23 protein-coding genes are annotated in these 26,854 nt (G+C 68.1%); 9 read left to right on the top strand and 14 right to left on the bottom strand.

Translation table 11 applies throughout. The features are described from left to right. The first annotated feature begins 79 nt into the window (after positions 1–79). Both QF036_RS09945 and QF036_RS09940 read left to right on the top strand, forming a co-directional pair. Positions 80–748: a potassium channel family protein gene (locus QF036_RS09945; protein ID WP_307101390.1), complete on the top strand. Its 669-nt coding sequence runs from the start codon at positions 80–82 to the stop codon at positions 746–748. Next, positions 749–1,531 carry a potassium channel family protein gene (locus tag QF036_RS09940; protein ID WP_307101388.1) on the top strand — a complete coding sequence of 261 codons (783 nt, stop codon included), beginning with the start codon at positions 749–751 and terminating at the stop codon, positions 1,529–1,531. It begins immediately after the preceding gene. Here the strand turns inward: QF036_RS09940 and QF036_RS09935 are convergent. The 4 genes from QF036_RS09935 to dut form a co-directional block, all read right to left on the bottom strand. Further along, a complete protein-coding gene (locus QF036_RS09935; protein WP_307101387.1) occupies positions 1,501–2,256 on the bottom strand; it encodes a DUF3159 domain-containing protein in 756 nt (251 codons plus the stop codon). The two genes, QF036_RS09940 and QF036_RS09935, sit on opposite strands and share 31 nt — an antisense overlap. Further along, complete coding sequence (locus tag QF036_RS09930; RefSeq protein ID WP_307101386.1) at positions 2,253–2,582, bottom strand: hypothetical protein; 330 nt, start codon at positions 2,580–2,582, stop codon at positions 2,253–2,255. Before QF036_RS09930 ends, QF036_RS09935 begins: the two co-directional genes overlap by 4 nt. Continuing rightward, positions 2,575–3,288 carry a DUF3710 domain-containing protein gene (locus QF036_RS09925; RefSeq protein ID WP_307101383.1) on the bottom strand — a complete coding sequence of 238 codons (714 nt, stop codon included), beginning with the start codon at positions 3,286–3,288 and terminating at the stop codon, positions 2,575–2,577. Before QF036_RS09925 ends, QF036_RS09930 begins: the two co-directional genes overlap by 8 nt. Positions 3,289–3,361: 73 nt before the next feature. Beyond that, positions 3,362–3,925: a dUTP diphosphatase gene (dut, locus tag QF036_RS09920; protein ID WP_307101381.1), complete on the bottom strand. Its 564-nt coding sequence runs from the start codon at positions 3,923–3,925 to the stop codon at positions 3,362–3,364. A gap of 59 nt (positions 3,926–3,984) precedes the next feature. Between dut and QF036_RS09915 the strand changes: the two genes are divergently transcribed. After that, on the top strand, positions 3,985–4,473 hold the full coding sequence (locus tag QF036_RS09915; protein WP_307101379.1) for a DUF3093 domain-containing protein: 489 nt from the start codon (positions 3,985–3,987) through the stop codon (positions 4,471–4,473). Positions 4,474–4,479: 6 nt separating this feature from the next. On the opposite strand, the gene QF036_RS09910 is transcribed toward QF036_RS09915, so the two are convergent. Then, on the bottom strand, positions 4,480–4,779 hold the full coding sequence (locus tag QF036_RS09910) for a DUF4193 domain-containing protein (protein ID WP_043418614.1): 300 nt from the start codon (positions 4,777–4,779) through the stop codon (positions 4,480–4,482). A gap of 259 nt (positions 4,780–5,038) precedes the next feature. Between QF036_RS09910 and sepH the strand changes: the two genes are divergently transcribed. Then, complete coding sequence (gene sepH, locus QF036_RS09905; protein ID WP_307101375.1) at positions 5,039–6,562, top strand: septation protein SepH; 1,524 nt, start codon at positions 5,039–5,041, stop codon at positions 6,560–6,562. 3 nt (positions 6,563–6,565) lie between these two features. Here the strand turns inward: sepH and QF036_RS09900 are convergent, their stop codons facing one another. Genes QF036_RS09900 through QF036_RS09885 form a run of 4 tightly spaced genes read right to left on the bottom strand, consistent with a single transcriptional unit; the run spans position 6,566 to position 12,128 of the window. Then, complete coding sequence (locus QF036_RS09900) at positions 6,566–7,375, bottom strand: thymidine kinase (protein ID WP_307101373.1); 810 nt, start codon at positions 7,373–7,375, stop codon at positions 6,566–6,568. After that, entirely contained in the window at positions 7,368–8,651 is a 1,284-nt protein-coding gene (locus QF036_RS09895) for an alkaline phosphatase family protein (RefSeq protein ID WP_307101371.1), read from the bottom strand. Before QF036_RS09895 ends, QF036_RS09900 begins: the two co-directional genes overlap by 8 nt. Before the next feature lies 1 nt (position 8,652). Beyond that, complete coding sequence (locus QF036_RS09890; RefSeq protein ID WP_003801630.1) at positions 8,653–9,393, bottom strand: DUF5998 family protein; 741 nt, start codon at positions 9,391–9,393, stop codon at positions 8,653–8,655. A gap of 44 nt (positions 9,394–9,437) precedes the next feature. Continuing rightward, positions 9,438–12,128 carry a bifunctional acetate--CoA ligase family protein/GNAT family N-acetyltransferase gene (locus QF036_RS09885; protein ID WP_307101367.1) on the bottom strand — a complete coding sequence of 897 codons (2,691 nt, stop codon included), beginning with the start codon at positions 12,126–12,128 and terminating at the stop codon, positions 9,438–9,440. Positions 12,129–12,184: 56 nt separating this feature from the next. On the opposite strand from QF036_RS09885, the gene QF036_RS09880 reads away from it, so the two are divergent. Both QF036_RS09880 and QF036_RS09875 read left to right on the top strand, forming a co-directional pair. Continuing rightward, positions 12,185–14,701: a DNA gyrase/topoisomerase IV subunit A gene (locus tag QF036_RS09880; RefSeq protein WP_307101365.1), complete on the top strand. Its 2,517-nt coding sequence runs from the start codon at positions 12,185–12,187 to the stop codon at positions 14,699–14,701. Between the two features lie 9 nt (positions 14,702–14,710). After that, a complete protein-coding gene (locus QF036_RS09875; protein WP_307101364.1) occupies positions 14,711–15,229 on the top strand; it encodes a DinB family protein in 519 nt (172 codons plus the stop codon). Between the two features lie 13 nt (positions 15,230–15,242). Here QF036_RS09875 and QF036_RS09870 read toward each other — a convergent pair whose 3' ends face one another. After that, a complete protein-coding gene (locus QF036_RS09870) occupies positions 15,243–16,322 on the bottom strand; it encodes a GNAT family N-acetyltransferase (protein WP_307101362.1) in 1,080 nt (359 codons plus the stop codon). 158 nt (positions 16,323–16,480) lie between these two features. Between QF036_RS09870 and QF036_RS09865 the strand changes: the two genes are divergently transcribed. Then, complete coding sequence (locus QF036_RS09865; protein WP_043418617.1) at positions 16,481–16,711, top strand: zinc-ribbon domain-containing protein; 231 nt, start codon at positions 16,481–16,483, stop codon at positions 16,709–16,711. Here QF036_RS09865 and cydD read toward each other — a convergent pair. Genes cydD through QF036_RS09850 form a run of 3 tightly spaced genes read right to left on the bottom strand, consistent with a single transcriptional unit; the run spans position 16,708 to position 22,980 of the window. Beyond that, positions 16,708–20,304: a thiol reductant ABC exporter subunit CydD gene (gene cydD / locus QF036_RS09860; RefSeq protein WP_307101359.1), complete on the bottom strand. Its 3,597-nt coding sequence runs from the start codon at positions 20,302–20,304 to the stop codon at positions 16,708–16,710. The two genes, QF036_RS09865 and cydD, sit on opposite strands and share 4 nt — an antisense overlap. 6 nt (positions 20,305–20,310) lie before the next feature. Next, positions 20,311–21,360, bottom strand: coding sequence for a cytochrome d ubiquinol oxidase subunit II (gene cydB / locus QF036_RS09855; protein WP_307101358.1), 1,050 nt, complete (start codon positions 21,358–21,360; stop codon positions 20,311–20,313). 18 nt (positions 21,361–21,378) lie between these two features. Then, positions 21,379–22,980, bottom strand: coding sequence for a cytochrome ubiquinol oxidase subunit I (locus tag QF036_RS09850; RefSeq protein ID WP_307101356.1), 1,602 nt, complete (start codon positions 22,978–22,980; stop codon positions 21,379–21,381). A gap of 272 nt (positions 22,981–23,252) precedes the next feature. Here QF036_RS09850 and QF036_RS09845 point away from each other — a divergent pair, with 272 nt between their 5' ends. Next, a complete protein-coding gene (locus QF036_RS09845; RefSeq protein WP_190603345.1) occupies positions 23,253–23,639 on the top strand; it encodes a BlaI/MecI/CopY family transcriptional regulator in 387 nt (128 codons plus the stop codon). A 6-nt stretch (positions 23,640–23,645) separates the two neighbouring features. Next, positions 23,646–24,632, top strand: a complete 987-nt coding sequence (locus tag QF036_RS09840; protein ID WP_307101354.1) for a M56 family metallopeptidase — start codon at positions 23,646–23,648, stop codon at positions 24,630–24,632. 19 nt (positions 24,633–24,651) lie between these two features. Here the strand turns inward: QF036_RS09840 and QF036_RS09835 are convergent, their stop codons facing one another. Continuing rightward, a complete protein-coding gene (locus tag QF036_RS09835; RefSeq protein ID WP_307101352.1) occupies positions 24,652–26,757 on the bottom strand; it encodes a DNA gyrase/topoisomerase IV subunit B in 2,106 nt (701 codons plus the stop codon). Positions 26,758–26,854 lie beyond the last annotated feature (97 nt).

Below are 26,854 nucleotides of genomic sequence, written 5' to 3'. Positions count from 1 at the left end.
TGATTCGCACGCGATGTCATGGCAGGTTTCCGGCGGTAGAGTCTTACGGAGCAGTCGGCGAGAGTTGAGGAGAGAACGCGTGGCGCACTTCGTGATCATGGGTTGCGGACGCGTCGGGGCCACCCTGGCGCACACGCTCGAAGATGCGGGCCATTCCGTAGCCATCATCGACCAGGACGACCGCGCCTTCCGCCGCCTCCGCTCGGGCTTCACAGGCCGGAAAGTCACCGGAGTCGGCTTTGACCGCGACACCCTGAAGCAAGCGGGCGTCGCTGATGCCTATGCCTTTGCGGCCGTGTCCAGCGGCGACAACTCCAACATCCTGGCCACCAGGGTGGCGCGCGAGACGTTCCACGTGCCGCACGTGGTGGCCCGCATCTACGATCCCGGCCGAGCCGAAATCTACCAGCGCCTGGGCATCCCCACGGTGGCCGCGGTGCGCTGGAGCGCCGACCAGGTCCTGCGCCGCATCCTTCCCGAACAGTTGGCCGGAGACTTCCGCGACCCGTCCGGCCGCCTCGTGCTGGCAGAACTCGACCTCCACCCGGAATGGGTGGGCCATCCGGTCTCCTCCATCGAAAAGGTGGCCGATGTCCGGGTTGCCTACCTGACCAGGTTCGGCGAGGGGATGCTGCCCGCCGCGGGCACCTCCTACCAGGACGGCGATACGGTGCATGCCATGCTGCGGGTGGACCGCTCCTCTGAAGTCGCCCACATCCTCGCAAAAGCACCCGCCAAGGAGTCCTAAGTGAAAGTCGTCATCGTCGGGGCCGGAAGCGTCGGCTCCTCGATTGCCCGTGAGCTGCTGGCCCACAAGCACGAGATCCTGCTCATTGACCTCAAGCCCGAAGTGATCGGGCGCAGCGGCCTGCGGGGGGCGCACTGGCTGGTGGGCGACGCCTGCGAACTGAGCACCCTGCAGGACGCGAAGCTCGAGGACGCGGACGTGGTGGTATCGGCGACAGGCGATGACAAGGTGAATCTCGTCGTCTCGCTGCTGGCCAAGACCGAGTTCGGCATCGGGCGCACCGTGGGCCGGGTGAACAACCCGAAGAACGACTGGATGTTCAACGACTCCTGGGGCGTGGACGTTGCCGTGAACACGCCGCAGCTCATGACGGCGCTGGTGGAGGAAGCCGTGGAGATCGGCGACCTGGTCCGGCTCCTGACCCTGCAGACAGGCGTGTCTTCCCTCGTCGAGTTCACGGTGCCGCATGACTCCCACGCCATCGGGCTGACTGTGGGCGACATCGACTGGCCCGAGGACTCCACTCTCGTGGCCATCCTGCGGGACCAGGCACCGATCACACCCAGCCGGGACGACGTCATCGACGGCGGCGACGAACTGTTTTTTGTCACCACCATCGCGGCCGAGGACCAGCTGCGCGAACTGCTGTCGCCCGGCTCAAGCGAGGGGCAGGCGCCAGGCGACGGGCGCGAACGGGGCGAGGTCCCGGCGTCGGCCGTTTCGTCAGAGGAAGCCGCCCCGGCAACCGCGGATCAGCTGGATGACGACGGCTTCGACGGCTGACCGTCAGGCGTGGCCGCCGGCCGCGTGATGAGCCAGGCGATCCACACGCCGAGGATGTACAGCGGTGCACCCATGATGAGCCTGGTGGTGGCCAGCGCCGCCAACCCGTCCGGACCCATCAGGTACAGGGGAACCTGCACCAGCAGGCGCAGCACCAGCACACCCACGATGATCCACGTGCCCAGCCGGTAGGCGCGGACGCGGACCGGGTCCTTGCGCCAGTCCAGGCCTTCGTTGCGGATGAACCCGAACAGCAGTCCGGCGATGGGCCAGCGGACGGCGATGGAGATGACCATCGCCACAATGTAGGCCGTATTGGTCAGGAATCCCGGAAGGTAGAAGTCCTCGGCCTTGCCCGTGGTGTTGGCGAGCCAGGCTGAGATGCCCACACCGACGACGCCGGCCAGCGCCTGGGTCAGCGGGCGGCGCTGCACGAGCCGGACCACGGTGAAGACGGCGGCGATGCCCAGCGCGGCAATGAGCGACGGCGTCAGCGCGGTGGTGGCGGTGAAGGCGATCAGGAAGACCAGGCCGGGCAGGATGCTCTCGGCGATTCCCTGGTAGCCGCCGGCGCTCTTCAGGACGTCGATGCGTCCGTCGTGCGTGCGGTGCAGCCCTGCCTTGGACGCATAGTCCTCGGCCAGCCCTGCAAGACCCGGGTTCTCGGGCGTGGGCTTGGGTTCCTCGCGGCCCGGTCCCGAATCGGGGTTCTCAGGCAAAGTCATTGGTTCTCCTGGCGAGACAGTATCTCGTAGCGGGGGTTGAACATGGTGGGCATGCCTTCCTTAACGGTAAGCATGCCGTCGAGCCTGAGTTCCGTCCCGGCGTCGATCCCCGGAATGCGGCGGCGGCCCAGCCAGATGACACGCAGCCGGCGGCGCCGCTCTGCCACCGGGGTGTCGTGGTCCGAGACGATGGCCGTGAAGGCTGCCACCTCCGACGGGGGCGCGTAGGTCACCGACTCGATAAATCCATGGCAGAGGACGCGCCCGCGCTCCGGCAGCCCGCCGATGGGTACCGCCTGGTCCTGCGGGCCGCCCGCGTCAACCAATCTGGGTGATCTCCGGCCCGCGCTCGGGCTGCTGGAGGTCCGGCGCTGCGGGGGGCACGGACGCCGCGGTGTCCTTGGGCAGGCGCAGCTGCAACAGGTCCCTCGGCGGCATGGGGTTCTCGCCCCGGATGACCACGATCTTCCGGAACAGGTCCTCGAGGCTGGCGGCAGCTTCACGGTCCAGCGCGGCCGCGCCGCCGAAAACGCCGCGAAGGAACCAGCGGGGGCCGTCGACGCCGACGAAGCGGGCCACACGGTAACCTTGGCTGCCGTCCGGGGCGCCTGCCGGGAGCTTGGCCACGAGTTCCACGCCGTAGTCCCCCGGGATCTCCTCAACCTGGCCGCCCTGGCCGCCCACAGACTGCCCGATCTGCTCCCGGATCTCATCCCAGAGCCCTTCGGAACGGGGCGCGGCAAACGCCTGCAGCTGCAGGCTCGACCCCTCGAGGTCCATGGTCACGGCGACGACGCGCTGGGTTGCTTCCTCGACTTCAAGCCGGAGCTGGAGTCCATCGCGGGGCGCAATGAGCAGGGCGCCGAGGTCCACATAGCCGTCGCGGCTGCTGATCTCGGAGACGTCGAAGGGACCGTTGGCCCTGCGGTCATCCGCAGCATTCTCGGCCGGATCCGGGGCGGCGTCCTCTTGGACGTCCTCCGGTTCTGCCGATTCCTGCTTCTTGGGTTTCTTACCCAGCCCAAAAACCATGCGTTGTCTCCTTAGTCGTGATCATGCCGCGCGCCCCGAAAGGCGGGTGTGCAGCCCAGCAGGTGTTGAGCCGCTACGTGCCCGGAACGGCAAATCCGCCCGTGGAGCCGAACCCGCCGGCACCCCGGACAGAGTCGTTCAGCTCCCCCACGGCGACGAACTGCGCGTGCTCCACCCGCTGGATCACCATCTGTGCAATTCTATCGCCGCGCCGCAGTTCTATGGCCTGGTCGCGGTCGGTGTTGAGCAGGGTCACCGAGATCTCCCCCCGGTATCCGGCGTCGACGGTTCCCGGTGCGTTCACGACCGTGAGCCCGTGCTTGGTGGCGAGGCCCGAGCGGGGGTGGATCAGGGCTACGAAGCCATCCGGCAGGGCGATGGATACACCGGTGGGGACGAGCCGCCGCTCGCCCGGCTCGAGCACCACGTCCTCGCGGGCCCGCAGGTCCGCACCGGCGTCACCGGGGTGGGCGTACGACGGGGCTTCCAGGCCGTCGTCGAGCATTTTCAGCTGCACCTGCACCGTGGGTGCTCCGAACTCCGCCCTGGGCGGCTGCACAGCGGCAGTCGCGGGGGCTTGCTGCGCCGCGGGGGCCTGCTGCGCAAGGGACGTCATGGCCGTTGATTCGTCAGTCACAGTCCCTCACTCTATCGCCCGCGCGGCTCCTCCTCATACTGGCCACTAAGCTTGGGGGCATGCCCGAATCAAGCGCCGCCGTCCCCGCCCGCAACCCGTCTTCACCGGACGAAACCGCAATTTTCTCCGAAAAGCTGTGGCCCGGCGTGTGGATCTGGGTGGTCGCAGTGGGCATCGCATCGGCAGGCATCCTGGTCTTCGCCCCCATCAGCCTGGCTGCCGGCTTCACGGCAGCGGCTGTGCTGTTCGCCATCGAGGCAGTGCTGCTGGTCCTGTCCACGCCGGCAGTGGTGGTGACCGCGCGGACCCTGCAGGTGGGCCGGGCCAGCATCGAACGCACCCTGATCGGCGCGGCAGCAGCGTACCGTGGCAAAGAAGCGACGGCGGAGCGCGGCACGCGCCTGAACGGCCTGGCCTATCTCTGCATCCGGGGGTGGATTGACCCGGTGGTCAGGATCGAGATCGCCGATCCCTCGGACCCCACGCCGTACTGGCTGACCTCCACGCGGCGCCCGGAAGAACTCGTCGCGGCGCTGACCGGAAAGTAGCCTCAGTCAGCCTTCACAATCGCGGCAGTACAGCAGCCCGTTCTTTTCGCGGGCGATCTGGGAGCGGTGCCGGACCAGGAAGCACGAGGCGCAGGTGAACTCGTCGGCCTGGGCAGGCATGACACGGACCATGAGCTCCTCACCGGACAGGTCGGCTCCGGGCAACTCGTAGCCTTCGGCGAGGTCGGCCTCGTCCTCCTCCACCACTGCCGTTGGTTTATCGGCGCGGCGGGTCTTCAGCTCCTCAATCGAGTCCTCGTTGAGGTCCTCTTCGGACTTCCGCGGCGCATCATAATCAGTCGCCATGGCCTGCTGCTCACACTCCGTCGAATCGCTCGAATGATTCATCCGGGACAACGCCGGATGAACCTGGTTTGTGCCCGGTACGCGCACATTTTTCTCCAGGCCGGGCGGAAAAGCCATAGCCAGGTCCAGCGTCTCCCGCGCGCTTCCACCGACCGCCCGAAACTCCCGGAATTTCGCGGCGCGCCCTCTGCCCTAACGGGAAAAGACAGTGCGGGGTGGCAGAGTTTCGAATGATAGTAATGCCAGGGTGGAGGATTGTATGCAGGATCTACGGCTTGTAGGCGTCCACGACGACGGGGAGCATCTCCTGTTAAGCGGTACCGCCGGCGCAATGTTCCGGCTCCCGATCAATGAGGCGCTCAGGCTGGCTGCCAGCCGGCCCTCTGCGCGCCCGTCCGCGGGTACCCCCGTGGCCATGTCTCCCCGCGACATCCAGGCGAAAATCCGCAGCGGTTCCACTGCTGCCGAGGTTGCCGCCGCCTCCGGCATGCCGCAGGAAAAGGTGGAGCGGTACGAAGGGCCGGTCCTGGCCGAGCGCGCATACATCGCGCAGCAGGCCCAGAAGGTGGAGGTCGCTTCCCCCGCCCCGGGGCACGACGTCTACCGTTCGGCGTTCGGCGACAACCCCGCCACCCTTGGCGACATGGTGGCCCACCGGCTTACCGCCCACGGTATCCAGTCCTCCACGCTGGAATGGGATTCATGGCGCCGTCCTGACGGTACCTGGACTGTGGTGGCCAAGTTTGAAGCCGCTGCCGGCGGCCACGCGAGCATTGGGGAGGAACCTCCCGCGATGTGGACGTTCAACCCCACCCGCAAATCCCTGCAGAACGCGAACCGCTGGGCCCAGCAGCTCAGCGAACTGGAGCCATTGGACGGACCTGTGCCGACCCGCCGGCTTTCCGCGGTGTCTGACAGGCCTTTCGACTTCGAAACTGACGCGGCGGCTGCGGCCCGCACCGGCATTGGCGCTGGCATGGAGCAGCAGAAAGACCCCGACGGCCTGCTGGACATGCTGCGTTCGCGGCGCGGCCAGCGGCTTGGCGTGGACGAGGACAGCGACGACGCCCTGGCGCTGCTGCTGGCAAACGGTGTCCCGGCCGCCCACCCCCGGGCGGAGGAGGCGCCTGCGGGCACAGAGTCCGAACCGCCGGCGGAGGGCCCGGCGCATCCAGGTGATTCAGCCCATCCCGATACTGCAGCCCATTCCGACAGTGCAGCGCATTCCGACAGTGCAGCACAGGATGATGCGGAACATGACCCGGAAACCGGAGCGCAGGAGAACGACGGCGACGGTGCCGCCGAGGCTCCGGCGGCGGAGTTCACGCTGGCCCGGCGCCGTGACGGCAGGCCTTCGATGGTTTCCCGCCTCAACCTGGTGCCCAGGCACGAGGACACCGAGGACGAGTCGCTGAAGCTTCACGACGGCGTCAGCACCCACACGCGCGAAATCACCATTGTCCCGGGTCGCCCGGGTCAGCCGGGTCCGGCCAAGCCTGAGGAGCCCGCCTCACCGGCGGCGCAGTCCCCCGGCCCGGTTACCGGACGCCCGGGGCCTGCCAACCCGGGGCTGGACGAACTCCTGGGCCGCGGAAATGCCCGCCGCCGTCTGGACGGAAGCCGTCTCGAAGGAAGCCGTCTCGAGGGGGCCCGGCCACAGCCCGGCCAGGGAACGTCCCGCGCCGATCAGGACCGCGACGAACCGGAGCGCCAGCCATCCCGGCCGAAGCGCTCAAGCGTTCCCAGCTGGGACGAAATTGTCTTCGGCACCCGCGGCGACTGAGGACTAGCTGCAGGCCCTTCCGCTGGCACGGGCACTGGACTTTTCATCAGCACCGGACTTTTCATCAGCACCGGACTTTCCACCGGCAGGGGCCTTTCCACCAGCACCGTGCCACAGGCAGGCATCCACCTCGAACGGGAGCAGCTCGTCCTGCTGGGCAATGATGCTGGCGCCGTGGGCAGTGACCCGGCGCATGAAATGCCGGCGGCACAGCGTTTCGTAGCCCACCACCGGCACGTGGCCCGCACCGTCGTCGCAATCGCCGGCCGCGGGATCAATGGCCATGTCCACATCGCCGACCACCACCTGGGCGCCTTCGGTGACCATCACGCCGTCGACCGTCCTGGCGTTATGGGTGGCGCGCCGGCCGCACCAGCACAACGCTTCAACCTGCAGGACCTGCACCCGGTCGGCGAGTTCAATCAGCCGCTGGGAACCCGGGAAGAGGCGGGTCCGGAAGTCCGCGGTGATGCCAAAGGCAAAGACGTCCACCTCGATCTCGTCCACTACGCGCGCCAGCTGCTCCACCTGGGCGGCTGAATAGAACTGTGCCTCGTCGCAGATGAGGTAGTCCACGCGAATCCCCTGGGTGCGGCGGAGCACCACCTCGTCCCAGAAGTCCGTGGTGTCGACGACTTCCACGGCCTCGGCCTGCAGCCCCAGGCGGCTGGAGATCCGGGAGTCGCCGGCGCGGTCGTTGCGGCTGAAGCGCACCCCGCCGCGCCCGCGGGCGCGGTGGTTGTAATCCATCTGCAGGGCGAGGGTGGACTTGCCGGAGTCCATGGTTCCGGAGAAAAAGACGAGCTCAGCCACGGGATCCCTGGCGGCCTGCTGTCCTTCCGCGGCCTGCCTTGCCTGAGGCTGTCGTACCGGAAGCCTGGAAACTGAGCAGCGGCACTTCGCGTTCAGCCTTGGTCAGGGAACCATGCTGGCCCACAACCTCCATGGCCGTCGGACGTACCCGGCGGGTGTCGTAGAAGGCCAGCGCGTCCCGGGCGGCCACCATCACATCGCCCAGCCGTCCGGTGACTTCGGGCCGCACCGTACCGAAGAGCCCTGCAGCCACGGCTTCCTCCCGGGTGAATGCCCAGATCCGCTCGCCGAAGCGGGCACGCCAGGCCGCCAGGAGCCGCTCCTTCGCGGCATCGCCGGCGTCGTCCTCCAGGTACAGGTGGACCATGCGCGGTTCCCCGGCGGTGTGCCGGACACCGTCCACGAGGGCGGCGTCGGCGGCGTAATCGAGGCGCTGTGATTCAGGAACGTCCAGCATCCCGTGGTCGGCCGTCACCAGCACGGTGGTTCCGGGCGGGAGTGATGCATCAAGGCGCTTGACCGTGGCGTCCAGCTCCTCGAGCTGGTGCTCCCACTGCGGCGACTGCGCGCCGTACCGGTGGCCGGCCTTGTCCAGGTCGTTCACGTAAAAGTACATGAGGGCGGACTCCGCGTCAGCCATCGCCTCGGCTGCCGCCGCAGTGCGGGCGTGCGGGGTGGTGCCGGAGACGAATGCTCCGCCGCGCAGCGCCGCCTGGGTCATGGGCGAGCCGCCGAACTGCGGCAGGCTGACGGTGGTGACTGCCACGTGTTCGGAGGCACGTTCGAAGACCGTGGGGAACGGCTGCCACTTTTGCGGGTCCACGGCAGCATCCCAGTTGCCCAGCATATTGACCACTTTGTCCTGGGCCGGATCCAGGACGTCATAGCCCACCAGTCCGTGCTGGCCGGGCGCGAGTCCGGTGCCAAGGCTGGCGAGGGAGGCTGCAGTGGTGGAAGGGAAGGCGGCATCCAGCCATACGGGGACCGCCCCCTGCCCCTGCTGCAGGATGCCCCGGAGGAAGGGAGTGTGGGCGGTCTTCTGCTTAAGCAGGCTGCGGCCCAGCCCGTCGGCGAGGACCACGCAGACGCGCCTGGCCTGCGGGAGGCCCAGCACGTTCTCGAAGCCCGGCACACCCAGGCTGGCTGCTGCGCTGCCCAGCACCTCGGCCACGGAGCGGCGGCCATAGGCCGGTGCTGCCGGCAACCCGCTTACGGCAGGACCGGATTCCGTGGTTCGTAGTGCGGAGTCTGAAGCATGGTTTTCCTGCTCCCGCATCTCAGCGCTTGTGCCCGCGGCTGAGCCGGTTGGCAAAAACTCCCATGCGGGGACGCGGGTGGGTTGCGGACGGGGCATGCCGCACCGGGGTGGGGGATCCGGTGTTCACCGCGCGCAGGGCACGGGCAAAAAGCTTGGCATCCTGGACCGCCTGCAGGCCGTCCGCCTCGGCGCTGATGCGCAGGACGATATCTTCCTGGGCGATGGTGCCGCTGTAGCCATGGTCAGCTTCGCACTGCGGGTCGCCGCAGCTGGCCGGACCCACGTCCAGGCGCTGGCCGCCGGACCAGGCGATGGACAGGGTGACCTCGCGGACCGGGTCCGAAGGCTTGTAGTTCTGCGGCTGGGCGTACATGTAGCTCAGGACGACGGAGCGGATCTGCGACACCGGGACAGATTCCGTGGAAATCTGCGCCACGATCTGTTCGCCCGCCTCGTCGAGCTGCTGGTCGTCCACGTGGGTGATCACCAGCATGTCCTCGGTGAGGACCAGGACGGTGATGTGACGGCGGACCTCGGCACGGTCGAAGTGGGTCTCGAGGTGGACCAGGTGCGCGAGGCAGTCCCGGCCGTCCAGGGCGTCATCCACGACGTCGGCCACCAGCAGCGGGTAAAAGCCGGCCTGCTGGAGGGCGCCGTCGAGGCTCTGGCCCTGCACACTGTGGTTGTGTGAGCTGTGCTGGAAAGCCTGCGGGCTGTGGTCGGGCGCTTGAGGCTTCGAGGTGGGAGGCTGGGAGCTCATTTCCCCATTTTCACAGATCGGTCTGGCACATGCTAACCAGGGGACTAGCTCCGCATCGCCCGCCGCGCACTGTCGGTGCGCTGCGCCGCGTTCCCGATCCGGACATCGGCAGCCAGGATGAACGCCCCCTGCGGCGTGGCCAGGACCGGGTTGAACTCCACCAGGGCTATCTCCGGGTGCGCATCCTTGAGCCGTGCCAGCCGCGCGGCCACCTCCTCCAGGGCGGAGACATCGACGGCGGGCAGGCCCTGGTAGCCGAACAGCTTCCGTGACGCGCGGGGGCTGCGGATCAGGTCGCGGAGGTCGGCGCCGGCCAGCGGCGGCGCCCGGTGTGCCCAGTCGTCCAGCAGGTTGACGGCGTCGCCGGCCAGCCCGAAGGACACCACCGGCCCCAGCAGGGGGTCCTCGATGGCGCGCAGGGTGCAGGCCTGGCCCACCGGGGCCATGGTCTGGATCTCCAGCGACGCCGAGCCGTAGGGCTCCAGCGTACGGCGCATCTGGCGGATGTTCAGCCGGAGGGAGTCCGCGTCCTGGATATCCAGCCGTACCCCGCCCAGGTCGAGGCGGTGGCGCAGCGTCGGATCGGTGGTCTTCAGTGCCACGGGCCAGCCGAGCCTGCCCGCCGCCGCCACGGCTTCATCCTCCGTGTCGAAGCCTTCCGAGGGCATCACCCGGATCCCGTAATGCGCCAGCAGACGGGCGGCCTCTGCAGGCTCGAGTTGCTTGAGCTGCTCGCCGCGGACATCGGCCAGCAGCTGTTCGAGGTCGGCGTGCGCGGCGTCCGGATCGCACCCGTCAGGATCCACGAAGAGGCCCTGGTCCCGTTCCGTCCATTCGGCGTAGCGCACGACGGCGGAGAGGGCGGCCACGGCCGCCCCGGGGTTGGAGTAGCACGGCACCGGTGCTGCGCCGGCGTCCTCCCCCACCATGCCTTCCACGTACACCGATGGATCGAGGATGCCGGTGAAAGCAGCCACCACCGGTTTTCCGGCCTCGGCGGAGGCTTCTGCGAGCGCCCCGGCAATCTTCTCCACGGTCAGCCCGCGGGCCGGAAGGAAGGCCACCACGCCCGCGTGGACCGCCTCTTTGGCCAGCACCTCGCGGAGCCGCTCACGCAGGGCCGGCAGTGCACGGGACATGCCGGCGTCCAGGTCCAACTCCGTCACGAGCTCCTCGACGCCCAGCCCGTGGGACACGGCGCTGTCCGCCACCACTTTCCCCAGCGCCCCGGAGTTGCTGAAGACCGCCACCCCGGCACCCTTGGGAAGCGGCTGGGCGGACACGATCTGTGCCACGTCCATAAGCTGTTCGATGGTCTCCACCCGGATCACGCCGGACTGGCGCATCATCGAGTCCAGCGCATCAGCGGGAGCTTGCGTGGTGCGCACCGCATGGCCGGGCGGCAGCTGCAGCCCCATGGACGTGGACTTGGCCACGATCACCGGCTTGGTCCGCGCGAGCCGCCGGGCGATGCGGGAGAATTTGCGCGGGTTGCCGATCGACTCCAGATACAGGCCCACCGCGGTGGTGTCGGCGTCGTCCTCCCAGAACTGCATCATGTCGTTGCCGGACACATCGGCCCGGTTTCCGGCCGACAGGAAGGTGGAGATGCCGGCGCGGCGCCGGCTGGACGCCGCGTACAGCCCCACCCCGATCGCCGCGGACTGGCTGAACAGCCCCAGACCGCCGCCGCGGGCCAGGCTTGGGGCCATGGAGGCGTTCAGCGACACCGCTGGGTTGGTATTCACGATGCCCAGCGAGGCCGGTCCGATGACCCGCATCCCGTTGGCCCGCGCCTGCCGCACCAGTTCCCGCTGCCGGGCGAGGCCCCGTTCCCCGTCCTCTGTGAATCCCGCGGAGGCCACCAGGACCCCCTTCACGCCGGCGGCCGCGCACTCATCCACCACCTTGGGGACTTCCTCGTAGGGCACGGCCACAATGGCCAGCTGCACCGGTCCGGGCACCTCGGAGAGCTTGCCGAAGGAGAGCATGCCGGCCAGTTCAAAAGCTTCGGGGTTGATGGCGTAGACGGGACCGGTAAAGCCGCCTTCGATGATGTGTTCCAGGAGCTGGTACCCGACGGTCCCCCACTTGCGGCTGGCGCCAATCACCGCTACCGACGACGGCGCCAGCAGGTCCTGCACGCTTCTCGCCTCCGCGCGGTGCTCCCGGGCTTCCATGACGGCGCGCGATTTATCCGTGGGGTCGATGTTGAATTCGAGGCTCACCACGCCGTCGTCGAAATGGCGCTTGACGTCATACCCGGCGTCGGAGAAGACCATGAGCATCTTGCGGTTCTCGGGCAGGACCTCGGCACTGAACCGGCGGATCCCGTTTTCGCGGGCCGCCGCCGCGAGGTGCTCCAGCAGGATCGAGCCGATGCCCCGGCCCTGGTGCGCGTCGGCGATGTTGAAGGCCACCTCGGCCTCCGTGGGGTCGTCCAGCCGGTCGTACCGGCCGATGCCGATGATGTCCCCGCCGATGGTGATCACGAACGCCACCCGGTCCCGGTAATCCACCTCGGTGAAGCGCTTGAGCTCGCGGCTGGAGAGCCGCTCCTTGAAGGAGAAGAACCGCATGTAGATGGAGTTCTGCGACTGCCGCGTGTGGAAGGTCTGCACGGCGTCCGCGTCGGTGGGGTGGATGGGGCGCAAATGCGCTGTGCCGCCGTCCCTCAGAACGACATCGGCCTCCCAATATTCCGGATATTCGCCGTCCCCGGGCTGATCCACCATAGGCTTAGCCTAGCTAAACCTCCCGAAGTGCACCCCAAAAAGGATCCACCAGCCCCATGGCACGCCGCCAAACACGCACCCCCGCAGGGGAAACAGTCCAGGACTACACCGAAAACATCGTTGATATCGACGTGACTTCCGAGATGGAAGGCTCCTTCCTGGAGTACGCGTACTCGGTCATCTACTCGCGGGCCCTGCCCGACGCCCGGGACGGCCTTAAGCCCGTCCAGCGGCGCATCCTCTACATGATGAGCGACATGGGCCTCCGTCCGGACCGGGGCCACGTCAAGAGCGCCCGCGTCGTGGGCGAGGTCATGGGCAAGCTCCACCCCCACGGCGACACCGCCATCTACGACGCCATGGTGCGCATGGCCCAGGACTTCTCGCTCCGGCTCCCCCTGATTGACGGCCATGGAAACTTCGGCTCGCTCGACGACGGCCCCGCGGCACCGCGGTACACCGAGGCCCGGCTAGCGGCGGCAGCGCTCACCATGACGGACCACCTCGACGAAAACGTGGTGGACTTCGTCCCCAACTACGACAACCAGCTCACCCAGCCTGAGGTCCTGCCCGCAGCGTTCCCCAACCTGCTTGTCAACGGCACCACCGGCATCGCCGTCGGCATGGCCACGAACATGGCGCCGCACAACCTCGTGGAGGTCATCTCCGCGGCCCGGCACCTCATCGCCAACCCGGACGCCACGCTGGAGGACATCATGCGGTTCGTCCCCGGCCCCGACCTGCCCACGGGCGGGCGCATCGTGGGCCTGGACGGCATCCGGGACGCTTACGCCACGGGCCGCGGCTCCTTCAAGACCCGCGCCAAGGTGGAGGTGGAGCAGCTCTCTGCTCGCCGGACCGGCCTCGTGGTCACCGAACTGCCGTACATGGTGGGCCCGGAAAAGGTGATCGAGAAGATCAAGGACGCGGTCAACGGCAAGAAGCTGGCGGGCATCAGCGACGTCGTGGACCTGACCGACCGCAAGCACGGCCTGCGGCTGGTTATCGAGCTGAAGAACGGGTTCAACCCCAAAGCCGTTCTCCAGCAGCTCTACCGCTACTCGCCGATGGAGGACTCCTTCGGCATCAACAACGTCACGCTCGTGGAGGGGCAGCCGCAGACGCTTGGCCTGCTGCAGCTGCTCACCGTGTACGTGGACCACCGCATCTCGGTGGTGCGGCGCCGGACGGTGTTCCGGCTTGGCAAGAAGAAGGACCGCCTCCACCTGGTGGAGGGCCTGCTCATCGCCATCGTGGACATCGACGAGGTCATCCAGATCATCCGGTCCTCGGACGAGGCCTCTGCGGCCCGCGAACGGCTGATGTCCATCTACGACCTCTCCGAGATCCAGGCCAACTACATCCTTGAACTCCGGCTCCGCCAGCTGACCAAGTACAGCAGGATCGAACTGGAGAAGGAGCAGGACGAACTTCGCAAGGAGATCGCCGAACTGGAGGCCATCCTCGAGTCCGATCAGCTGCTGCGGGAACTGGTGTCCGGCGAACTCGGGGAGATCGCGGAAAAATACGGCACGCCGCGGCGTACGGTGCTCCTGGAATCCGAGGCCGTGTCCCCCACGGTGGCCAGCGCCGCCGGGGTCGAGGGCAAGGCAGGCGTCAAGGGCAAACCCGCTCCCCTGGCCCTCGAGATTGCGGACGACCCGTGCTGGGCCATCCTCACAGCCTCCGGCCAGATTGCCCGGACCGCCAACCAGGACAGCCTGGCCGAGACCGGACCCCGCTCCAAGCACGACGTGTTCCGCTCGGTGGTCAAGACGTCGGCCCGAGGCGAAATCGCCGCAATAACCTCCCAGGGGCGCATGCTCCGGATCCAGGTGATGGACATGCCCGTCCTCCCGCCGGTCTCCGGCCTGCCGAACCTGGCCGGCGGCGTACCGGCCAAGGACTTCATCACCCTCCTGAAGGGTGAGTCCCTCGTGGCGTTCGCCCCGCTCGATGAAGTGCTGGCGCTCGGCACGGCGCAGGGCATCGTGAAGCGGGTGCAGCCGGATTACCCCCTGAACCGCGAGGACTGGGAAGTGATCACACTGAAGGACAAAGACACCGTGGTGGGCGTGGCGCCGGCAGGGTCCGACGACACCGACCTGGTGTTCCTGACGCGGCAGGCACAGCTGCTGCGGTTCAGCGCCGCCGTCGTCCGCCCGCAGGGCAGGACGGCCGGGGGCATGGCCGGCATCAAGCTCGCCGCCGGGGACCAGGTCGTGTTCTTCGGTGCGGTCGCCCCCGGCGACGAGGCCGCCGTCGTCGTCACCGTTTCCGGCACGGAAGGAGCCCTGCCGGGCACCGCCCCCGGGGCCGCCAAGGTGACGGCCCTCGCCGAATACCCGGCCAAGGGCCGCGCCACCGCCGGCGTCCGGGCGCACCGGTTCCTGAAGGGCGAGGACACGCTGCTGCTGGCGTGGGCCGGCCACGGCCCGGCAAAGGCGTCGTCGTCGGCAGGGGTGGCCCGCTCGCTGCCCCAGGAGCACGGCCGGCGCGACGGTTCGGGCATTCCGCTCTCACAGGCTGTGGACGTCATCGGCCCGAGCATGGCCTGGCCGGAATCCGCCTAGACTACTGGCATGCCTATCGTCCCGGATGAAAAGGACTGGACCTGGGTCCTGTCCCGCCCCTGCACGCAGTGCGGCTTCGACGCGTCCACCGTCACGCCGTCCACGGTTCCCGGCAGCGTCGAAAACATGCTGCCGCGCTGGCGGGCCGTGCTCCGGCGTCCGGACGCCACCGAGCGGCCCGACGACAGCACCTGGTCCGCGCTGGAGTACGCCTGCCATGTCCGGGACGTGTTCAACCTCTTCGACCGCCGCCTCAACCTGATGCTCAGCGAGGACAACGCCCGGTTTGAGAACTGGGACCAGGACCAGACGGCGCTGGAGAGCGACTACGCGAACGCCGACCCCGCCGTGGTGAGCGCCGAGCTCACCGCGGAGGGCCAGCAGGTGGCGGCCTCCTTCGCCAGGGTGCAGGAGTCGCAGTGGGACCGGACCGGGCTGCGCAGCAACGGCTCGGAGTTCACTGTCCTGACGCTCGCGCAGTATTTCCTGCACGACGTCGTCCATCACCTTGCGGACGTGGACGGCTGACCGGCCGCTTCGTTCAGGGCTGGAGGACCTTGTCCCAGGCCAGGCTTGTGTTAACCGGGGCGTAGCCCATCTTGCGGTACAGCGCCATGGCGCCAGTGGGGTTCTCGGAATCCACATCCAGCGACGCCTTGTCCATGCCGGCGGCGGCGAACCGCCGCATGGCGTCGGCCAGGAGTGCCTGCGCGACGCCGCGCCCGCGGAATTCCCGGCGGACACCGAGCAGGTCCGTGTAGCCCTCGGTGAACCCGCGTGCCACGGCGGTGTCCGGGTCGTGGCTGGCCAGCTGGTAGCCCACCACCTCACCCGTGCTGCTCGCCAGCACGACGGCGCTGAGATCGGGCCGGGCCAGGGGGTCGTTGACCACGAAGCCCCATGACTCCTCGTCCCGTGGTTCGCTTCCCCAGTGGTCGGCGAAGACCTGGTTGTGCGCCAGTCGCACGGCTTCGCTCAGCCCTGGTTCCATCGGCACCAGCTCCAGGCCGTGGTCCAGTGGTGCTTCGGGCAGCGGAGCCGAGAGCGGGCGGTGCATCTCGTTGTAGTAGCGGACAACTCCATACCCGGACTCCTCCAGGAGCGCGCACTGGTGCTGCTGCTTCTGTTCGATGAAAATCCGCAGCCGCGGTACTGGCCCGGCACCGCCCGAACCTGCGCCGGCGTCGCCTGCACCGGCGCCGGCGTCGCCTGCACCGGCATCCTCCGCGAACCGCTGCCGGGTCCGCTCCTCCAGCCAGGACAGGAGGGCTGATCCGACGCCGCGGCGCTGCCACTGCGGGTCCACGGCACAAAATCCGTGGGCTTTTGCCCCGTCCTTGTTTTTGGTCAGGCGGGCGTAGGCCCTGGGAACGCCGTCGGAGTCCAGGCCAAGCACTGTGTTTGGTCCCACTTGATTGTTTTTGGACTCCATGATCTGTTCGAGGTCCGCCCGCCGTTCAAACCACACCGGCTGCTCGGCAGCCGCGGTCCGGGCGATCAGCGCAGCCCATACATCCAGATCCGCGGGGCCGGCGCTGCGCCAGTGCAGTTCCGGGAAGTCGACGACGGGCAGGTCACCGGAGCCGGAGTCTGGCAGGCCGGGGGCGTCGTTGTGCGTCATGGGGAACAGGCTAGCCGCCGGGAACTGGCCGCGCCATCATGCCGACTATGCGCTGGCTGTTCACGCTGCACTGGTACTGCGCTGCGGGGCGGCAACCCGTAGGCTGGGGCAATACCAGGCTGGGGCAATAGCGGTCAGCTTTCTCTGAAAGGCGCAGGATGCTTCTACTCTTCGGATTCAAGACTGTTCAGAAGCTGCTGCCCGGCCGGTCGGCGGCCTGCCAGTACTGCCGCGTGTTCGCCCACCAGCACCTTGAGGAGCGGGCCACCAAGTTCACGCTGTTCTTCATTCCGGTTTTCACGACCTCACGCTCCTACCGGATCACCTGCTCCAACTGCGGCGCCACCTCGGTGGTCAACGGCCGACAGAAACAAGCGTTGGTGGGCTAACCCCGCCCCGCCATCACCGCGGCGGCGGCGAGCCGGTTTTCGGGGCGAAGGTCCAGGAGCGCGTCGTCGGGGCTGATGTCGGCAGGGTTGTGGGTCACCAGTACCACAGTGCGCGACGCAAGTCCGGCACGCAGGTCCGCGATCAGCGCCCGGCCGGATTCGGCGTCGAGGTGGGCCGTGGGCTCGTCCAGGAGGATCACGTCGGCCTGTGTCATGAGGGTACGCGCGACTGCCAGCCGCTGCCGTTCGCCACCGCTGAGGAACGCTCCGCCCGGGCCAATGCGGGTATCCAGGCCGTCTTCCAGGCGCGCCAGCAGGGGCGCCAGGCCAACCGCCGCCATTGCTTCCCGCATCGCCTGCTCGGTCTCCTCCGCAGACCCCATGCCGGACTCCTGACGCGGGCTGCCGAGGAGCAGGTTCCCGCGGACGGTGGAGTCGAAGAGGTGCGCCTCCTGCGGGCACCACGCCGCGCTGCCAGTCACCGCGATGCGGCCTGCCCGGGCAGGGAGGAAGCCCAGCATCACTGCCAGCAGCGTGGACTTGCCGGCGCCGGACGGGCCGGTCACCGCCAGCCAGCGGCCGGGCTCAGCAACGGCAGACAGGCCACTGAAGACAGCACCGCCTCCGGGCCAGGCAGCTGACAACCGATCCAGTTCCACACCCGGCTGCCCATGCTCCCGCGGATCCGGCCGGGCAGGCTGCCGGCTGTCCGGGGCGTCCGCGCCATTCCGGCCGTCCGCGTAGTCCTGGCCGTTCGGGCCGCCCGCACTGAATTCTCCCGGCTGCAGGACGCCCGACTCACCGATGCGGCGCAAGACCTCACGCAGCGCCGGAAGCTGCCGGACCGCCGTCGTCATGGCCCCAAAGGGTTCTGCGAGCGCCAACTGCAGGAGGACCACGACGCCGACCGTGGTCGCCGGAAGGGAACCGGCCAGCACCTGGGGCGCCGCCAGCACGGCGCTGTAGAGGGCGCCCGCGCCGCACGCGGCCACGGTAAGGGCTTGGCCGAGTCCTTCAGCCCAGGCCGAACGGCGCGCCGCGCAGGTGGCGTCCCGGTCCAGCACACGGATGCCGTCCAGGACCGGCTGCTTCGCCCCATTCGCGTGCAGTTCCGCCCTGGCGTCCAGCGCGGCGGCGGCCCTCCGGAGCACCCCGGAGCGCAGCCGCTGCTCGGCCTTGGCCGACATCCGGTCCGCGAGCAGCGCCGCGGCGGGCGCCGCCACCAGGCTCATCAGCGCGGCGGCGAGCACGGCCGGCAGGGCCGCCGGCAGCAGCCAGGCCACCGTACCGGCGGCGGCTGCTGCCACCGCCACGGCGGTAATCGGCGGCAGCACCACCCGCGGGAGCAGGTCCCGGACGGTGTCGACGTCCTCGATGACGGCGCCCAGCACGTTGCCGCCCTGCAGCAGCCGGCGCAGGGACAGTGCCCGCTGGCTGAGGGACGCCCAGAGGCCGCCGCGCAGCTTCGTCAGGGAGGCAAACACGGCTTCGTGCAGGAGGAGCCGCTCGCAGTAGCGCAGAACGGCCCGGCCGATGCCGAAGAAGCGGACACCCACAATGGCGGTCAGGAGGTACATGATGGGCGGCTGCTCACTGGCACGCAGGATGAGCCATCCGGACAGCCCTGAAAGCGCGACGGCGAAAAGGGCGGCCAGGGCTCCGACGATCCCGGATGCTGCGAAGCGTCCGCGGACGGGTGCGAGCAGTCGGGCGAGCATCGCGGCGGTGGGGGCGGAACTGACTTGTGCCTCGGTGACTGAGACGCCGGCCGTCGCACTGCCGGTCACCGCAGAGGCGGCGCCCCCGCCGTCGACCGACGTACTGCGCTCGGCGGTGCTGGCCGAAACCTGGGCAGTGGCCTCAGCCGGAAGAGTGGGCGACGTTTCAAGGGTAGGCGCAGCTCCGTGGCCGGACAGCGGCACGATCCTGTCGGCGAGTTCCCTCGTCTGGCGGTCATGGGCTACCAGAAGGACCGTGGCGCGGCCGCGCAGCGCACGAATCGCATCATGGACACGGTTGGCCGAGTCCCTGTCGAGGTGCGCGGTGGGCTCGTCCAGGAGCAATACTATGGCGCCTGCCTCGATGCGGGCCAGGCCCCGGGCAAGGGCAACGCGGCGCACCTCCCCCGGGCTCAGTTCGGCCGGATGCTTGTCCGCCAGATGCCCAGCGCCGACGGCTGCCAGGCACCGCAGCACTCCCCCGGCGTATGTTTCCCCGCAGACGCCTGACCCGGTTGCTGGCGTGCCCGCTGCTGCGGTGCCGGCTGCTGCGGTGCCCGCCGTCAGGTACAGCAGCACTTCCTCGCGCACGGTGTCCGCCACCATCACGGGATGCTGCGGCACCCAGGCCACCTCGCCGGCCGCGAATCCTTCAATAGTTCCGGACACTGCTGTGCCGCCGCCGGCTCCGACAGTTCCCGCGAGAACGCCCAGCACGGTGCTCTTGCCCGCGCCGCTGGGACCGTCGAGCGCGGTGACCAGTCCGGCGGGCGCCGAAAAACTGAGTGGCCCGACGGCGGCACCCTGCCGTCCCGGATAACTAACCGTGAGATCCCGGACTGTCAGGCCGGCCGGCCCATCCGCACCGGACGTCGCCGCACCGGCGGTCACCGCAGCGGCAGGCTCATCCGCCGGGGCAGGCCCCGGCACGAGCCGCCGGGGCTCCGGGGCCTCCAGCACCGCCGCAGTTTCGGCAAGGGCCGCCCGGCCGTCGTCGCTGGCGTGGTGGGCGGTCCCCAGCTCACGGAGCGGAAGGTAGCAGTCCGGGGCGAGGATGAGCGCCAGCAGCCCGGCTTCCAGCGCCATGTCGCCGTGGACGAGCCGGACACCGATGAACACCGCCACCACCGCTACGGAGATGGTGGCGATCAGTTCCAGGGCGAGCGCGGAGAGGAACGCCGTCCGCAGGGTGCCCATGGTCCGCTGCCGGTAGTCCTCGGAAATGTCCTCCAGGGCTCGGCGCTGCGCGGCGGCCCGGCCGAGCCCCACCAGCACCGGCAGTCCCTTGGCGAGTTCGAGCATGTGCCCGGACAGCCGGGACAGGGCAGCCTGCGCGTCCCGCACCTTGTCTTCGGTGTAGCGGCCGATCAGCACCATGAACACGGGGACCAGGGGCACCGTCAGAACGATCACCACCGCACTGACCCAGTCGGCGAAAAGGATCCGGGCGCCGAGCAGCAGGGGGATGGCCGCGCAGTTCACCAGGGCGGGGAGGTACTGCGTGTAGTAGCTGTCCAGGGCATCAAGGCCGCGCGTCGCCAGCACTGCCAGGCCGCCGTCGGAAGGGCCGGCGGCCCGGACCCCGTTGCGCAGTGCCGTCTCCAGGAGTTGCGCCCGCAGCTCCTCCTTGACGCCCAGGGCGGCGCGCCTCGCGGCGACGCCCTGCGACCAGACCGTGACGGACCGCAGCACCACGCCGGCTGCTCCCCAGCCCAGCTGGTCACCCCACGCGGCGTCCTGGGTCATGAGGCCTGCGAGCACGGACGCGACGGCCTGTCCCATCAGTACAAGGGACAGGGCTTTCAGCGCAGCCAGCAGGCCGAGTCCGTAAAGGGCGCGGCGGGTGGAGGGTCCGGCCGGGAATTGGGGTTTCAAAGCGGGTCAGTCTTTCCTGATGAGTGCTTTCGCGGCGACCGCGGGCAGGAAGCTGTGCGCCTCCGGGATGTGGGCGGCGCTGACGCGGCGTCGGAACACCCAGTAGGTCCACGCCTGGTAGGCGATCACCAGCGGCAGTCCGATGCACGCCACGATGCTCATCAGGCCGAGGGTGTAGTCGGAGGATGAGGCGTTGGCGATGGTGAGGTTGTAGGCGGGGTCGATGGTGGACGGCAGCACCACCGGGAAGACCGCGCCGAAAATGGAGGCGGAGCCGCCCAGCAGGAACACACCGGTTGCCATGAACGCCCGGCCTTCATTTCCCTTCCGGGCCTGGGCCCAGGCTACGCCCGCGGCGACCACGGCCACCGTGAGGACAGCCAGCGTCCAGGCTTCACCGCTGAGGACCTGAACGCCGATGGCCCAGCCAGCCATCGGCAGGACCAGGACGGGAAGCAGCCGAACGAACCACTGCCGCGCACGGTGCCGGACCTCGCCGTCGGTCTTCAGTGCCAGGAATGCCAGGGCGTGCAGCAGGGCGAAGCAAACCACCGCCAGGCCTCCCAGCACGGCGTACCAGCTGAACCAGGCGAACGGCCCGCCGTCGCGGTCGCCGTTGGCATCCAGCGGCAGTCCGGTGGTGGTCAGCCCCAAGGCGGCACCCACGCCGAAGGCGGCCAGGAAGGAGCCGACGGCGATCGCCCAGTCCCAGGTGTTCCGCCAGCGGTCGGTGTCCACCTTCCCTCGGTATTCGAAGGCCACCGCCCGGAAAATCAGCGCCACCAGGACCAGCAGCAGCGGCAGGTACAGGGCGGAGAACAGGGAGGCGTACCAGAACGGGAAGGCGGCGAAAGTGGCGCCGCCGGCGGTCAGGAGCCAGACTTCGTTTCCGTCCCAGACCGGCCCGATGGTGTTGAGGAGCACGCGGCGTTCGGTGTTGTTGCGGGCGAAGATCTTCATCAGCATCCCGACGCCCAGGTCGAATCCCTCCAGGAAGAGGTAGCCGGTCCACAGGACGGCGATGGCAATGAACCAGATTGTTGGCAGCAGTTCCATGCTTTGTATCCTCGGGTCTTAGTAGGCGAAGGCCAGGACGTCGTCGGAGGTTCCGGGCTTGTCCGGTCCGCCGTCGCGGGGCGCGGCGTCCTCGTTCTCGTCGATCGGCACGTGGACCAGTTCGGGCATGGCCGAGACGACGCCGCCCAGCACGTATTTCACGAGGAGCTTCACTTCCACCACGAGGAGCACTGCGTAGATCAGGGTGAGGACAACGAGGGAGGTCAGGATTTCGGCGGCGGACACCCCTGGCGATACGGCCGCGGCGGTGAACATGAAGACCTGGTCGATGCCGTTGAGGTCCGGGTTGGGGGCCACGACGAACGGCTGCCGGCCCATCTCCGTGAAGATCCAGCCTGCGGCGTTGGCACCGAAGGGGGCCAGGATGCCGAACACGGCCAGCCGCATCAGCCAGCGCGACTCGGGGACGGTCCCCTTGCGGGTCAGCCAGAGTGCCACCAAAGCGGCCAGGGCCGCGAGTCCGCCAAAGCCGATCATGGCCCGGAAGCCCCAGTAGGTGACCTCCATGACCGGCACGTACTGGATCTCCTGGCCGGCGCGGTCACCGTAGATGGGGTTGTCCGGGACGTGCGTGCCGTAGTCCGCCTTGTACTGGTCGATCAGGCTGTTGACGCCCTTGACCTCGGTGGTGAAGTCGCCCTTGGCAAGGTAGGAGAGAATGCCCGGGACCTCGATCAGCGCCACGATGTCGTCGCAGTTGCGGGAGCCGACGTTGCCCACGCTCAGGACGGAGAAGCCCGTTCCGTCGTGGCATGCGGCCTCGGCTGCGGCCATCTTCATGGGCTGCTGTTCGAACATCAGCTTGCCTTGCAGGTCACCGGTGAGGGCGGTTCCGGCAAAGGAGATCATGGCGACGACGGCGCCGATCCGCAGCGACTTGATCCAGACTGCGTAGTCGGTGCGGTCGCGGCCCGGGATCTCGGACTCCCCGGCGACCACCTTGCCGTCCGTGCCGATGGTGTCGATGCCATCGCGGCGCCTGCGCCAGAGGTGGTACCAGGCGATGCCCAGCAGGAACCCGCCGGCCACGGCAAGGGCACCGAAGAGGGTGTGCGGCACGGCCACGAGGGCGGTGTTGTTGGTGAACACGGCCCAGGCGTCGGTCATGACCGGGCGCCCGTCGATCATGGTGACGCCGACGGGGTGCTGCATCCAGCTGTTGGCCACAATGATGAAGTACGCGGAGAAGAACGAGCCGACCACGGCGATCCAGAGGCACGCGAGATGCACGCCCTGCTTGAGCTGCTTCCAGCCGAAGATCCACAGGCCCAGGAAGGTGGACTCGACGAAAAACGCCAGCAGTGCCTCGAGGGCGAGCGGAGCGCCAAAGACGTCACCCACGAAGCGGCTGTATTCGCTCCAGGCCATGCCGAACTGGAACTCTTGGACGATGCCGGTCGCCACGCCCATGATGAAGTTGATGAGGAAGAGCTTTCCCCAGAACTTGGTCATCCGCAGATAGGCGGGATTCGCGGTGCGGTACCAGACGGTCTGCATCACTGCGACAACCAGGCCCAGGCCGATTGTCAGCGGCACCATCATGAAGTGGTAGACGGTGGTGATTCCGAATTGCCAGCGTGCGATTTCCAAGGCGTCCAAGGCGGTCCCTACTTACGGTTGGGTCTAGCTCTCCAGCGTTGTTTTCTACGCAACGTAGAAGTTCAACTTCTACAGAGTGTAGAACACAGGTCGAACACTGTAAACACGGTTGCATGCACATCGGAGGAACGCAATCACCCGCGACGCGCCGAACGTTCTACCTCATGTAGAAACGCGCGGCGAAACGCGATAGATTTGAAGTTGCAGTATTGGAATCACGGCACGGGCCGGGCGATCGGCTCCTGGCAGTGCGTTGTCAAAAGGATGTACAGATGGCAAGTCTTGGGGAACTGGAACGCGCAGTCATGGACCTGCTCTGGGCGGGCCACGAAGCAGCTACGGCAAACACGCTGCGGGACCTGCTTGCGCAGAGCACGGCCGCGCATGGCGGAGCAGCAGGGCATGAGGGCAAGGACCTGGCGGTGACCACCGTCCTGACGGTCCTTTCGCGTCTAGAGAAGAAGGGTCTCGTGGAGCGCGAACGCGGCACCCGGCCGCACCGCTACCAGGCTGTGTCCAGCCGCGAAGACCACACCGCCGAACTCATGCACGAAGTGCTGGGATCCGCTCCGGACCGCGAGGCCGTGCTGGCCCGGTTCATCGGTTCCGTGACGGAAAGTGAAGCCGAGACGCTGCGCAAACTGCTTGGCCACAGCTAGCACCTGATGTTCTGGACCTCATATTTCCTGGCGGTCCTGGCGATAGCACTGGCCTGGCCGGTACCTATCCTACTTTCGCGCGCCCATTGGCCGGCGCGCGACCCCTTTACGGCCATGGTGCTGTGGCAGGCCATCGCACTCGCCGGCGGGCTGTCCATGATCGGTGCCATGCTGGTCTACGGCCTCGAACCCGTCGGCGACAACCTGATTGCCGGCCTGCGCGCGCTGGCAGGAATGGTGCTGTTTGCAGCGCCCACCACAGCACTGGGTTTCTGGCATCTCTTCGCGCTCTCCGCGGCCGCGCTGCTGACAGCGCACCTGGTCTTCACGCTGCTGCTGACCTATTACAAAATCGAGCGTCAGCGCAGGCGGCACCGCGAACTGCTGGCCCTCCTGGCCTCACCGTCCGACGACGGGCCGGGCACCGTGGTCATCAACCACGATTCCCCGGTGGCGTACTGCCTGCCCGGCGGCGCCCGCTCCGTCACGGTCCTCTCCGACGGCCTGATGGCCGCCCTCGATCCGGCAGAGCTGCGCGCCGTCCTGATTCACGAAAACGCGCACCTCACCCAGCGCCACCACCTGCTGCTGTGGGCCTTCGCCGCCTGGCGCCAGGCGCTGCCATGGCTGCCCACCACGCGCCTGGCCCAGGAGGCCGTGAACTCCCTTATTGAAATGCTTGCCGACGATGTTGCCCTCAAAACGGAGAGCAAGGTAACGCTGATCAAGGCGATAGCCATCGTCGCCAGCGGCTCGGCGGCACCCCAGGGGGCCGCCGTCGTCGAACCGGCAGGCCTCGCAGGCTCAAGCCTGCAAGGCCTGCCGGATGGTGCCGGCGGCGCCGGACCGAGCACGACGGCGTCACGCGTCAGTCGCCTTCTCTCACCCCAGCCTCCGCTCGCCGGCGGCCTCCGGGCAACCGTCCTGGCCGTGTGCACGCTGCTGCTGGCGATGCCCACAGCCCTGCTAATCGTTCCCGGCCTGCTGGGCTAAGCCGGCGGCGGGCCGGCTTTTAGGCGTCGATGCGTTCGCGGTCCAGGCTGGAGGCACCGGCGATGATGAAGTCCTTGCGGGGTGCGACATCCGATCCCATCAGCAGGTCGAACGTGGCTTCCGCCTGCTGGGCATTCTCGATATTCACCTTGCGGAGCATGCGGTGCCGGGGATCCATGGTGGTCTCCGCCAGCTGCTCGGCGTCCATCTCTCCCAGGCCCTTGTAGCGCTGGATGGGTTCCTTGTACTTCCTGCCTTCGGCTGCGAGCTTCGCCAGCAGGGCGTGCAGCTCGGCCTCGGAATAGGTGTAGATCATCTCGTTGGCCTTCTGGCCGGGGTTGATGACTTCCACACGGTGCAGCGGCGGCACGGCGGCGAAGACCCGGCCTTCCTCCACCATGGGCCGCATGTAGCGGAAGAAGAGGGTGAGCAGCAGCGTGCGGATATGGGCGCCGTCGACATCGGCGTCGGTCATCAGGATGACCTTCCCGTAGCGGGCGGCTTCGATCGCGAAGCTGCGTCCGGAACCGGCCCCGACCACCTGGATGAGGGCCGCGCACTCGGCGTTCGAGAGCATGTCGCCCACGGAGGCCTTCTGGACGTTGAGGATCTTGCCGCGGATCGGCAGCAGTGCTTGGAAGTCCGAGGACCGCGCCAGCTTGGCCGTGCCGAGGGCCGAGTCGCCCTCCACGATGAACAGTTCGGAGCGGGCGACGTCGTCGGTGCGGCAGTCTGCGAGCTTGGTGGGCATCGACGACGACTCGAGCGCGGTCTTTCGGCGCTGCGTCTCCTTGTGGACACGCGCAGAGATCCGCGACTTCATCTCGCTGACGATTTTTTCCAGCAGCAACGCGGACTGTGCCTTGTCGTTGCGGTTGGAGGAGTTGAGCTTGGCCGCTATCTCCTTCTCCACCACCCGGGCCACGATGGCCTTGACCGCCGAGGTGCCGAGGATCTCCTTCGTCTGGCCCTCGAACTGCGGCTCCGCGAGCCGCACGGTCAGGACGGCGGTGAGCCCGGCGAAAATGTCGTCCTTCTCGATCTTGTCGTTGCCGGCCTTGAGTTTCCGCGCGTTGGCTTCCACGGCCTTCCGGAACGTTTTCACGAGAGCCTGCTCGAAGCCGGCCTGGTGCGTGCCGCCCTTCGGCGTGGAGATGATGTTCACGAAGCTGCGGACCGTGGTGTCGTAACCGATCCCCCAGCGCATTGCGACGTCCACTTCGCAGTCGCGTTCCACTTCCGCGATCTTGCTGTGGCCCTTCTCATCCAGCACGGGGACAGTTTCCTTGAACTTGCCGGAGCCATGCAGGCGCCAGACATCCGTGACCCCGGAGTCCGCGGCGAGGAATTCCACGAACTCGGAGATGCCGCCGTCGTGGTGGAACACTTCCTCGTGCGCCCCCAGTTCACCGGGCGTGCCGGGGAGCTTGCGCTCATCGCGGACGGTGATCTTCAGGCCGGGGACCAGGAAGGAGGTCTGGCGGGCCCGCGCGGTGAGTTCCTCGTAGGAGAACCGGGCGTCCGGGGTGAAGATCTGGGTGTCCGCCCAGTAGCGGATGCGCGTTCCGGTTACGCCGCGCTTGGCCTTGCCGACGACGTCCAGGACAGAGTCTTCGACGAAGGGGGCAAATGTGGCTGTCGGGTTGGGGCGGCCGTTGTCGTTGAAGCGGCCGGGCTCACCCCGGCGGAAGGACATCCTGTACGTCTTGCCGCCCCGGTCCACTTCGGCGTCGAGACGTGCCGAGAGCGCGTTGACGACGGAGGCGCCGACGCCGTGCAGGCCGCCGGAGGCAGTGTAGGAGCCGCCGCCAAACTTGCCGCCCGCATGCAGCTTGGTGAAGACCACCTCGACGCCGGTGAGGCCAGTCTTTGGTTCGACGTCGACGGGAATGCCGCGGCCGTCGTCGTGGATCTCCACAGAGTTGTCCGCGTGCAGGATGATCTTGATGTCGTGGCCAAAGCCGGCCAGCGCCTCGTCGACGGAGTTGTCGATGATTTCCCAGAGGCAGTGCATGAGACCGCGGGAGTCCGTGGAACCGATATACATGCCGGGGCGTTTGCGCACGGCCTCCAGCCCCTCCAGCACCGAAAGGTGGCGGGCGGTGTAATCAGAACTCGGTGCCACAGGTAGTGAACTCCTTTGAGGAACAGGCCGGATGGGCGTTAAAAGGCTCCCCCTAGCCTAGTCCCGCCGCCGCCAAATGCCCGACTGCCACTCCCGA

The sequence above is a fragment of the Arthrobacter globiformis genome (assembly GCF_030817195.1).
Lineage (GTDB): Bacteria > Actinomycetota > Actinomycetes > Actinomycetales > Micrococcaceae > Arthrobacter > Arthrobacter globiformis_D.
This window is presented reverse-complemented; position numbering and strand designations above follow the sequence as displayed.